Source organism: Pseudomonas sp. NPDC087614, from assembly GCF_044743485.1.
GTDB classification, from domain to species: domain Bacteria; phylum Pseudomonadota; class Gammaproteobacteria; order Pseudomonadales; family Pseudomonadaceae; genus Aquipseudomonas; species Aquipseudomonas baetica_A.
In genome coordinates this window covers 14,902-25,728 of sequence record NZ_JBIUWN010000080.1, presented here as the reverse complement: position 1 = coordinate 25,728, position 10,827 = coordinate 14,902, and the positions used below count along the sequence as shown (strand labels likewise).

The window sequence follows — 10,827 nt, the reverse complement described above, 5'->3', positions numbered from 1 at the left end:
CCAGCGGGACTCCCCGGGTAGCGACTCTGGTGCCTGCCCGAAGAACGTCGGCGAGCAGGCGGATGATCGTCGCCTGGTGGAATCCACTCGTGCGTTGTTCAAAACCGGTTTCTTTCAAGATATCCAGCTGGGCCGCGAAGGCAACGTTCTGGTGATCACGGTTGTTGAGCGTCCATCTGTCGCCAGTATCGAGATCGAAGGTAACAAAGCGATCTCTACTGAAGACTTGATGAAAGGCCTCAAGCAATCCGGTCTGGCCGAAGGCGAGATCTTCCAGCGTGCCACCCTCGAAGGTGTCCGTAACGAACTGCAACGCCAGTACGTCGCGCAAGGCCGCTATTCCGCGACCGTCGATACCGAAGTGGTATCGCAGCCGCGTAACCGTGTTGGCCTGAAAGTGAAGATCAACGAAGGCACCGTTGCTGCCATTCAGCACATCAACGTGGTAGGCAACACGGTTTTTCCCGAGGAAGACCTGACCGACCTGTTCGAGCTGAAAACCACCAACTGGCTGTCGTTCTTCAAGAACGATGACAAATATGCCCGTGAAAAACTGTCCGGTGACCTGGAGCGTCTGCGTTCCTACTACCTGGATCGCGGCTATATCAATATGGATATTGCTTCGACCCAGGTGTCCATCACTCCGGACAAGAAGCATGTCTACATCACCGTCAACGTGACCGAGGGTGAGAAATACACCGTTCGTGACGTCAAACTCAGCGGTGATCTCAAAGTACCTGAAGATCAGATCAAGTCCTTGTTGCTGGTGCAGAAAGGCCAGGTGTTCTCGCGCAAGCTGATGACCACTACTTCTGAACTGATCACCCGTCGTCTGGGTAACGAGGGTTATACCTTCGCCAACGTCAACGGCGTGCCTCAGCCGCACGACGATGATCACACCGTAGACATCCTGTTTGCTGTCGATCCGGGCAAGCGTGCCTACGTCAACCGCATCAACTTCCGTGGCAACACCAAGTCCGAGGACGAAGTGCTGCGTCGCGAAATGCGTCAAATGGAAGGTGGCTGGGCTTCGACCTACCTGATCGACCAATCCAAGACCCGTCTTGAGCGTCTGGGCTTCTTCAAGGAAGTCAACGTCGAAACGCCGGCTGTTCCGGGTGTCGACGACCAGGTTGACGTGAACTACAGCGTTGAAGAGCAGGCTTCCGGTTCGATTACCGCCAGCGTCGGTTTCGCCCAGAGCGCCGGTTTGATCCTCGGTGGTTCGATTACCCAGAACAACTTCCTCGGTACCGGTAACCGCGTCAGCGTCGGTCTGACTCGAAGCGAATACCAGAGCCGCTACAACTTCGGCTACGTTGACCCCTACTGGACCGCCGATGGCGTGAGCCTGGGTTACAACGCGTTCTATCGCACAACCGACTACGCTGAACTCGATGCCGATATTTCGAGCTATTCCGTAGACAGCCTGGGGGCGGGTGTTAACGTTGGCTACCCGATCAGCGAGACTTCGCGACTGACCTTCGGTCTGTCTGCCCAGCAAGACAAGATCAAGACCGGCAAATACACCGTTGACGAGATTTTCGACTTCGTTAACAAAGAAGGCGACAACTACCTGAACTTCAAGGCGTCGGCCGGCTGGTCCGAGTCGACCCTGAACAAAGGTGTACTGCCAACCCGTGGTCGCTCCCAGAGCCTCACCCTGGAAACCACCATTCCGGGCAGCGACCTTGCATTCTACAAACTTGACTACCGTGGTCAGTTGTTCCAGCCGATCAGCGAAAACTACACTTTGCGTCTGCACACCGAACTGGGTTATGGCGACGGTTATGGTTCCACAGATGGCTTGCCGTTCTATGAAAACTACTATGCTGGTGGTTTCAACTCGGTTCGTGGCTTCAAGGACAGCACCCTCGGCCCGCGTAGCACACCAAGTTCGGGTAACAACCCGGGTACTGTCAAAGATCCGGACCAAGACCCGCTGCCGTTCGGTGGCAACGTCCTGATTCAGGGCGGTGTGGAAGTTCTGTTCCCGCTGCCATTCGTCAAGGATCAGCGTTCCCTGCGTACCTCGGTATTCTGGGACGTGGGTAACGTTTTCGATTCGCAGTGCAAGGACACCACCAACGCAAACGGCACTTCGTCCAACACCAAGTGCAACGACATCAGCCTGAGCAACATGGCCAGTTCCGTCGGTGTTGGCGTGACCTGGGTTACCGCGCTGGGCCCCCTGAGTTTTGCTCTGGCCATGCCGGTCAAAAAACCGGATAACGCTGAAACTCAAGTGTTCCAATTCTCCCTCGGCCAGACGTTCTAAGCGTCTGACCCAAGATAACGACAATGGATTTTGTAGGAGTGCATCGTGCGTAAGTTGACTCAATTGGTTCTCCTGGCCTCCGTACTGGTGGCAGGCCCGGCATTCGCCGACATGAAAATTGCCGTTCTGAACTATCAGATGGCGTTGCTGGAATCGGACGCGGCCAAGAAATACGCTGTCGATGCGGAGAAGAAGTTCGGTCCTCAACTGACCAAGCTGAAAACTCTGGAAAGCAGCGCCAAGGGCATTCAGGATCGTCTGATGGCCGGTGGCGACAAGATGCAGCAGGGCGAGCGTGAGCGTCTGGAGCTGGAGTTCAAGCAAAAGGCCCGTGATTTCCAGTTCCAGTCCAAGGAACTGAATGAAGCCAAGGCCGTTGCCGACCGCGAAATGCTCAAGCAACTGAAGCCGAAACTGGATAGCGCTGTAGAAGGCGTCATCAAGAAAGGTGGTTTTGACCTGGTGCTCGAACGTGGCGCAGTGATCGATGTCAAGCCTCAGTACGACATCACACGCCAGGTTATCGAGCGCATGAATCAGCTGAAGTAACCCATGACCGTGACTATCAAGCTCGGCCAGTTGGCCGAGTTCCTCGGCGCCACCCTGCGTGGCGACCCGGAGAAGCAAATTACTGGGCTAGCCACTTTGCAAGAGGCTGGCCCAGCTCAGTTGAGCTTTCTGGCAAATCCTCAATATCGAAAATACCTGGCCGGTTCTCAGGCAGCAGCCTTGTTGCTCAAAGACGCCGACGCAGAAGGTTTTGCCGGTAATGCAGTGGTGGTGCCAGATCCTTATCTGGCTTATGCACGTATCTCTCACTTGTTCGATCCCAAACCGAAAGCTGCCGCGGGTATCCATCCCTCGGCAGTCATCGCTGACGACGCTGTGGTTGATCCAACCGCCAGCATCGGCCCCTTCGTGGTGATCGAGGCGGGTGCACGCATTGGGGCGCAAGTCACGCTGGGTGCCCATTGCGTCATCGGTGCCCGCAGCGAAATCGGCGAGGGCGGCTGGCTCGCTCCGCGTGTCACGCTGTATCACGATGTGCACATCGGCAAGCGTGTGGTTATCCAGTCCGGTGCCGTGCTCGGTGGTGAAGGCTTCGGCTTCGCCAATGAGAAGGGTATCTGGCAGAAAATTGCCCAGATCGGTGGTGTGACCATCGGCGACGATGTGGAGATCGGCGTGAATACTGCCATCGACCGCGGCGCGTTGGCCGATACCGTGATCGGCAATGGCGTGAAACTCGACAACCAGATCCAGATTGCCCACAACGTCCAGGTCGGTGATCACACTGCCATGGCCGCGTGCGTCGGGATCTCCGGTAGCACCAAAATCGGCAAGCACTGCATGCTGGCCGGAGGTGTCGGTCTGGTCGGCCACATTGATATTTGCGACAACGTTTTCCTGACCGGGATGACCATGGTGACGCACTCGATTACCGAGCCAGGCGCCTATTCTTCCGGCACAGCCATGCAACCGGCTGCCGAGTGGCGCAAAAGCGCGGCACGCATTCGTCAGCTCGATGACATCGCGCGTCGTTTTAAACAGCTGGAAAAGCGCGTTGGGGAAGTGACCCCTGACGGCAATGCTTCATCAGATGGCTGATACCATTTCCATATCAAGTGTGCACAGCCTCTAGACTGCCTCCTTGATTTGCTAGAGGAGTGCGCGTCAGTCGCGCTCCCAATCTTTACATAGGCTTCCCCCCGAAATGATGGACATCAACGAGATTCGCGAATACCTGCCTCACCGTTACCCGTTCCTGCTGGTGGACCGGGTGGTGGATCTGGACACTGAAGGCAAGCGCATTCGCGCCTACAAGAATGTCAGCATCAATGAACCTTTCTTCAATGGTCACTTCCCGGCGCATCCAATCATGCCAGGCGTGCTGATCATCGAAGCGATGGCTCAAGCTGCCGGGATCCTCGGTTTCAAAATGCTCGACGTCAAACCGGCGGACGGCACCCTTTATTACTTCGTTGGTTCCGACAAGCTGCGTTTCCGCCAGCCGGTCAAGCCTGGCGACCAGTTGATCCTTGAAGCCACGTTCATTAGCTGTAAACGCAAGATCTGGAAGTTTGAATGCCAGGCTTCGGTCGATGGCAAGCCGGTCTGCTCGGCCGAGATCATCTGCGCGGAACAAAAAGTATGAGTTTGATTGACCCTCGCGCAATCATCGATCCGTCGGCCGTTCTGGCAGACGGCGTCGAGGTCGGCCCTTGGTCGATCATCGGCGCAGGTGTGGAAATCGGCGAGGGTACCGTGATCGGGCCGCATGTGATCCTCAAAGGCCCGACACGTATCGGCAAGCACAATCGCATTTACCAGTTTTCCTCGGTAGGCGAAGACACGCCCGATCTGAAGTACAAAGGTGAAGAGACCCGACTGGTGATAGGTGACCACAACGTCATCCGCGAAGGCGTGACGATTCACCGTGGCACCGTGCAGGACCGTTCGGAAACCACGCTGGGCGATCACAACCTGATCATGGCCTATGCCCACATCGGTCACGACAGTGTCATCGGCAATAACTGCATCCTGGTCAACAACACGGCGTTGGCCGGCCATGTGCATGTTGACGACTGGGCGATCCTCTCCGGGTTCACCCTGGTTCACCAGTATTGCCACATTGGCGCCCACAGCTTTTCAGGCATGGGTACCGCGATCGGTAAAGACGTTCCCGCGTTTGTCACCGTGTTTGGCAACCCTGCCGAGGCGCGCAGCATGAATTTCGAAGGCATGCGCCGTCGCGGTTTCAGCGAAGACGCTATCCACGCATTGCGTCGTGCCTATAAGACCGTTTATCGCCAAGGGCTGACAGTCGAGCAGGCACTGGCTCAACTGGCCGAGCCTGCTGCTCTGTTCCCGGAAGTCGCGGTGTTTCGCGATTCCATCCAGTCGTCGACACGCGGCATCACCCGCTGATCATGGCCAATTTGCGTATTGCGCTGGTGGCGGGTGAAGCTTCCGGTGACATTTTGGGTGCCGGCCTCATGCGTGCCCTCAAGGCACAGCATCCGTCGGTCGAGTTCATCGGTGTCGGCGGTCCGTTGATGCAGGCGGAAGGCCTGACCTCGTACTTTCCCATGGAGCGCTTGTCGGTCATGGGGCTGGTTGAGGTCCTCGGTCGTTTGCGCGAGTTGCTCAAGCGTCGTAAAGAGCTGATTGCCACGCTGGTTGCCGAAAAACCGGACGCGTTCATCGGTATCGATGCCCCCGACTTCAACCTCAATATCGAACTCAAGCTGCGTCAGGCCGGGATCAAAACCGTGCATTACGTCAGCCCGTCGGTGTGGGCGTGGCGGCAGAAGCGCGTGCTGAAGATTCGCGAAGGCTGCGATTTGATGCTCACCCTTTTCCCGTTCGAAGCCAGATTCTACGAAGAGAAAGGCGTACCGGTACGCTTCGTCGGTCACTCGCTGGCCGATGCCATTCCGCTGGAGGCTGATCGTGCGGCTGCGCGTGCCGAGTTGGGATTGCCTGATGGGCCGCTGATCGCGCTGATGCCTGGTAGTCGTGGCGGTGAGGTCGGTCGCCTCGGCGCACTGTTCCTCGATACCGCCCAGCGCCTGCGCGCGATGCGTCCGGGTGTGCGCTTTGTCATGCCGTGCGCCAGCCCGGAGCGCCGTTTGCAGCTTGAAGAACTGCTCGCTGGCCGCGATTTGCCGGTGACCTTGCTCGATGGCAAGTCTCATCTGGCCTTGGCTGCCTGTAACGCCGTATTGATCGCCTCCGGTACGGCAACCCTCGAAGCGCTGTTGTACAAGAGGCCGATGGTGGTTGCCTATCGTCTGGCACCGCTGACGTTCTGGATTCTCAAACGCATGGTCAAGAGCCCGTATGTATCGCTGCCAAATCTGTTGGCCCAGCGTCTGCTGGTTCCGGAGTTGTTGCAGGACGATGCAACTGTCGAGGCGCTTGCCCAGACCCTGTCGCCCTTGATCGAGGGCGGTGAAGAGCAGACTCGCGGCTTCGACGAGATTCACCGCACGCTGCGTCTGGACGCATCCAATCAGGCGGCGCATGCCGTCCTTAACCTGATCGGTCAATCACGATGAGCAAGACAAGCATGCAAATGGGCCTGGATTTCACGTTGGTCGCCGAAGTTGAAGAACTGGTCGCCGGCGTCGATGAAGTCGGTCGCGGCCCGTTGTGCGGTGCAGTGGTGACGGCAGCGGTGATCCTCGATCCGAACCGCCCTATCGTCGGGCTCAACGACTCGAAGAAACTCACCGAAGCCAAACGGGAAAAGCTTTACGACGAGATCATCGAAAAATCCCTGAGCTGGTGCATCGCTCGCGCCGAAGTCGAAGAAATCGATGAATTGAATATTTTGCACGCGACCATGCTGGCCATGCAGCGCGCCGTGGCCGGGCTGCACATCCAGCCGAAACTGGCGATGATCGATGGCAACCGCTGCCCGAAACTGCCGATGCGCGCCGAAGCGGTTGTAAAGGGCGATAGCAAGGTGCCTGCCATTGCTGCGGCATCGATTCTGGCCAAGGTCAGTCGTGACCGCGAAATGGCTGCGTTCGAACTGATTTACCCGGGTTATGGCATTGGCGGCCACAAAGGCTATCCGACGCCCGTTCATCTGGAAGCATTGTCCCGGCTCGGGCCGACCCCGATTCACCGGCGCTCGTTCGCCCCGGTGCGTCAGGCTTATGAGGCGCTGGAAGGCCTGACGCAGGTTTAGTCGCAAGGCTGATGTTTTGTTCGAGGCCCGGTACAATCCGGGCCTTGTTGTCTCTATGTAACTGGACAGGATCACTATGCCGGCTTCATTCGTTCACCTACGCCTGCACACTGAATACTCCCTGGTCGACGGGCTGGTGCGGATCAAGCCACTGGTCAAGGCCCTGGCTGGCATGAACATGCCGGCCGTCGCGGTCACCGATCAGAACAACATGTGTTCCCTGGTCAAATTCTATAAAAACACCATGGGCGCAGGGATCAAGCCGATCTGCGGCGCTGACCTGTGGCTGTCGAACAAGGATCCGGATGCGCCGCTGAGCCGGATCAGCCTGTTGGTCATGAACGCCAAGGGCTATCGCAATCTCACTGAGCTGATTTCCCGTGGCTTCATCGAAGGTCAGCGCAATGGCATGATCATCGTCGAGCGCGAGTGGGTCGCCGAGGCCAGCGAAGGCCTGATCATGCTGTCTGCCGCCAAAGAAGGCGAGATCGGCATGGCCCTCATCGGCGGTAACCCGGCTGAAGCTGAGGTTCTGACGCGTGAATGGATGGCGGTGTTTCCGGATCGTTTTTATCTGGAAATCCAGCGTACCAACCGTCCCAACGATGAAGAGCAACTGCATGGTGCTGTGGCTCTGGCCGACAAGCTGGGCGCGCCACTGGTGGCGAGCAACGATGTGCGTTTCATCAAGCAGGAAGACTTCGCCGCCCACGAAACCCGCGTTTGCATCGGTGAGGGCCGCGCCCTCGACGATCCGCGGCGTTCGAAGAATTACAGCGATCAGCAATACCTCAAAAGCGCCGAGGAAATGGCCGAGCTGTTCAGCGACATTCCTGACGCCATCGAAAACACCGTCGAAATTGCCAAACGCTGCAATATCGATGTGAAACTGGGCACGCACTTCCTGCCCAACTTCCCGATTCCCGATGGCATGACCATCGATGAGTACTTCCGCAAGGTGTCCTTCGACGGTCTGGAGGAGCGGCTCGCGGTTCTGTTGCCCAAAGACACCACCGAAGACTACGAAGCCAAGCGTCAGGTGTACGTCGACCGCTTGAATTTCGAGCTGGATATCATCATCCAGATGGGCTTCCCCGGTTATTTCCTGATCGTGATGGACTTTATCCAGTGGGCCAAGAACAACGGCGTACCGGTTGGACCTGGTCGTGGGTCGGGTGCTGGATCGCTGGTGGCCTATGTGCAGAAAATCACCGACCTCGACCCGCTGGAATACGACCTGCTGTTCGAACGTTTCCTTAACCCGGAACGGGTATCGATGCCCGACTTCGACGTCGACTTCTGCATGGACGGTCGTGACCGGGTGATCGACTATGTGGCCGAGAAATACGGGCGCAACGCGGTAAGCCAGATCATCACCTTCGGTTCCATGGCGGCAAAAGCTGTGGTGCGTGACGTGGCGCGGGTACAGGGCAAGTCCTACGGCCTGGCGGATCGTCTGTCGAAGATGATTCCGTTTGAAGTCGGCATGACCCTGGAAAAAGCCTACGAGCAGGAAGAGATCCTGCGCGACTTCATCAAGGTCGATGAAGAGGCGGCGGAAATCTGGGAGATGGCGCGCAAGCTTGAGGGCGTTGTGCGTAACGTCGGCAAGCACGCTGGTGGTGTGGTGATCGCACCGACCAAACTGACCGACTTCTCGCCGATCTATTGCGACGAGGCCGGTGACGGTCTGGTAACCCAGTTCGACAAGGACGATGTTGAGGCTGCCGGTCTGGTGAAGTTCGACTTCCTCGGTCTGCGGACGTTGACGGTTATTGACTGGGCGCTAAAGACCATCAACCGAGACCGCGCCAAGGTCGACGAACCGCCGCTGGATATCGCGTTCATCCCGCTGGATGACAAACCGACTTACCAGTTGCTGCAAAAAGCTGAAACCACTGCGGTGTTCCAGCTTGAATCCCGAGGCATGAAAGAGCTGATCAAAAAGCTCAAGCCCGACTGCCTGGAAGACTTGATCGCACTGGTAGCGCTGTTCCGTCCGGGCCCGCTGCAGTCCGGCATGGTGGACGACTTCATCAACCGTAAGCACGGTCGCGCCGAACTGGCGTACCCGCACTCGGATTACCAGTACGAGGGCCTCAAGCCAGTATTGGCACCGACTTACGGCATCATCCTGTATCAGGAACAGGTGATGCAGATTGCCCAGGTCATGGCCGGTTACACCCTCGGCGGTGCGGACATGCTGCGTCGGGCGATGGGTAAGAAAAAACCCGAAGAGATGGCCAAACAGCGCGGCGGTTTCATTGAAGGTTGCAAGACCAACAATATCGACGCCGACCTCGCCGGTAACATTTTCGACCTGGTGGAAAAATTCGCCGGTTACGGCTTCAACAAGTCTCACTCCGCCGCTTACGGTCTGGTTTCGTATCAGACTGCTTGGCTGAAAACCCATTACCCGGCGCCGTTCATGGCTGCGGTACTGTCGGCGGACATGCACAACACCGACAAGGTCGTGACCTTGATCGAAGAAATTCGCACGATGAAGCTGCGTCTCGACGCGCCAGACGTGAATACTTCGGAGTTCAAGTTCACGGTGAACGACGACGGCCGCATTGTGTATGGCCTCGGCGCGATCAAAGGGGTCGGTGAAGGCCCGGTAGAAGCAATCACTGAGGCGCGTCAGGAAGGCCCGTTCAAGGATTTGTTCGATTTCTGCGCCCGTGTCGACCTCAAGCGCATCAACAAGCGCACGCTCGACGGTTTGATTCGCAGCGGTGCGCTGGATCGTCTGGGGCCTTATTTTCACGACGAACAAAAGGCTTATCAGGCCAATATCGACCGTAATCGCGCGGTGTTGCTGGCGGCGATGGAGGAGGCGATCAAGGCTGCAGAGCAAACCGCCCGCACCCACGACAGTGGTCACGCCGACCTGTTTGGCGGTCTGTTCGTCGAGGAAGATGCTGACGTTTATGCCAGTCATCGCAAAGCCAAGGAGCTGACCCTCAAGGAGCGCCTCAAGGGTGAAAAAGACACCCTGGGCCTGTACCTGACCGGTCACCCGATTGACGAATACGAAGGTGAGATCCGCCGTTTCGCCCGTCAGCGCATCATCGACCTGAAACCGGCACGCGATACGCAAACCGTGGCCGGGATGATCATTGCCCTGCGGGTGATGAAGAACAAGAAGGGCGACAAGATGGGCTTCATCACCCTCGACGACCGCTCCGGCCGGATCGAAGCGTCGCTGTTTGCCGAAGCGTTCCATTCCGCGCAGTCGCTGTTGCAGACCGACGCGATGGTGGTGGTTGAAGGTGAGGTCAGCAACGATGACTTCTCCGGCGGCCTGCGCCTGCGGGTCAAGCGCGTGATGAGCATGGAAGATGCACGCACCAACCTTGCCGAAAGCCTGCGCCTGAAGCTGCAAACCCAGGACCTCAAAGGCGATCAGCTACGCTGGTTGGGTGATTTGCTCAAGCGTCATCGCGGGGCGTGTCCGATCACCATGGAGTACACCAGCCCCGATGCGAAGACCTTGCTGCAGTTTGGCGAGACTTGGCGCATCGACCCGGCGGATGCGTTGATTCAAGCCTTGCGTGACCAGTTCGGGCGAGACAACGTCTTCCTCCAATACCGTTGAGCGGCAGGTGCCATCATTGCGCTTGCCCGAAACCTGAATTTTTAATCTCGACCTTAGCGCGCCTCTCCCTTAAGGTAGGGCGCGAATAGACAACCGGCCGACCCAAGCTCATTTGGGATACGACCCAAGACGGACGCCTATGAACCCGAATTTTCTAGATTTCGAACAGCCGATCGCCGACCTGCAAGCCAAGATCGCAGAGTTGGGGGGGGGGGGGGGGGGGGGGGGGGGGGGGGGGGGGGGGGGGGTGGG

The 10,827-nt window shown here is 57.7% G+C and carries 9 protein-coding genes (1 of these 9 only partly in view); all 9 read left to right on the top strand.

Features of this window, described 5'->3' with window-relative positions; all coding sequences use genetic code 11:
• On the top strand, positions 1 to 2,278 hold a 2,278-nt coding region (gene bamA / locus ACIOWA_RS23175), incomplete at its 5' end, for an outer membrane protein assembly factor BamA (protein WP_401162117.1).
• A gap of 45 nt (positions 2,279 to 2,323) precedes the next feature.
• Positions 2,324 to 2,827: an OmpH family outer membrane protein gene (locus tag ACIOWA_RS23170; protein WP_339430550.1), complete on the top strand. Its 504-nt coding sequence runs from the start codon at positions 2,324 to 2,326 to the stop codon at positions 2,825 to 2,827.
• Between the two features lie 3 nt (positions 2,828 to 2,830).
• A complete protein-coding gene (gene lpxD, locus ACIOWA_RS23165; RefSeq protein WP_339430551.1) occupies positions 2,831 to 3,886 on the top strand; it encodes a UDP-3-O-(3-hydroxymyristoyl)glucosamine N-acyltransferase in 1,056 nt (351 codons plus the stop codon).
• Between the two features lie 106 nt (positions 3,887 to 3,992).
• A complete protein-coding gene (fabZ, locus tag ACIOWA_RS23160; protein WP_042557884.1) occupies positions 3,993 to 4,433 on the top strand; it encodes a 3-hydroxyacyl-ACP dehydratase FabZ in 441 nt (146 codons plus the stop codon).
• Positions 4,430 to 5,206 carry an acyl-ACP--UDP-N-acetylglucosamine O-acyltransferase gene (gene lpxA, locus ACIOWA_RS23155; RefSeq protein ID WP_339430552.1) on the top strand — a complete coding sequence of 259 codons (777 nt, stop codon included), beginning with the start codon at positions 4,430 to 4,432 and terminating at the stop codon, positions 5,204 to 5,206. Before fabZ ends, lpxA begins: the two co-directional genes overlap by 4 nt.
• A gap of 2 nt (positions 5,207 to 5,208) precedes the next feature.
• On the top strand, positions 5,209 to 6,339 hold the full coding sequence (gene lpxB, locus ACIOWA_RS23150; RefSeq protein WP_401162114.1) for a lipid-A-disaccharide synthase: 1,131 nt from the start codon (positions 5,209 to 5,211) through the stop codon (positions 6,337 to 6,339).
• A gap of 11 nt (positions 6,340 to 6,350) precedes the next feature.
• Positions 6,351 to 6,977: a ribonuclease HII gene (gene rnhB / locus ACIOWA_RS23145; RefSeq protein WP_339430762.1), complete on the top strand. Its 627-nt coding sequence runs from the start codon at positions 6,351 to 6,353 to the stop codon at positions 6,975 to 6,977.
• Between the two features lie 76 nt (positions 6,978 to 7,053).
• The gene (dnaE, locus tag ACIOWA_RS23140; RefSeq protein WP_339430554.1) at positions 7,054 to 10,575 is read left to right on the top strand and encodes a DNA polymerase III subunit alpha; all 3,522 of its coding nucleotides are present in this window, start codon (positions 7,054 to 7,056) and stop codon (positions 10,573 to 10,575) included.
• 139 nt (positions 10,576 to 10,714) lie between these two features.
• A protein-coding gene (locus ACIOWA_RS23135) for an acetyl-CoA carboxylase carboxyltransferase subunit alpha (protein ID WP_401162112.1) crosses the window boundary here: on the top strand, positions 10,715 to 10,827 show its beginning. The gene runs 931 nt beyond the window's last position; 113 of the gene's 1,044 nt are visible here — the first part of the coding sequence; the start codon lies at positions 10,715 to 10,717; its stop codon lies off the right edge, out of view.

Excerpts from the sequence above, each read along its gene's own strand:
- lpxD (WP_339430551.1), top strand. The coding sequence starts at position 2,831 with ATGACCGTGACTATCAAGCTCGGCCAGTTGGCCGAGTTCCTCGGCGCC.
- fabZ (WP_042557884.1), top strand. The coding sequence starts at position 3,993 with ATGATGGACATCAACGAGATTCGCGAATACCTGCCTCACCGTTACCCG.
- lpxA (WP_339430552.1), top strand. The coding sequence starts at position 4,430 with ATGAGTTTGATTGACCCTCGCGCAATCATCGATCCGTCGGCCGTTCTG.
- lpxB (WP_401162114.1), top strand. The coding sequence starts at position 5,209 with ATGGCCAATTTGCGTATTGCGCTGGTGGCGGGTGAAGCTTCCGGTGAC.
- rnhB (WP_339430762.1), top strand. The coding sequence starts at position 6,351 with ATGCAAATGGGCCTGGATTTCACGTTGGTCGCCGAAGTTGAAGAACTG.
- dnaE (WP_339430554.1), top strand. The coding sequence starts at position 7,054 with ATGCCGGCTTCATTCGTTCACCTACGCCTGCACACTGAATACTCCCTG.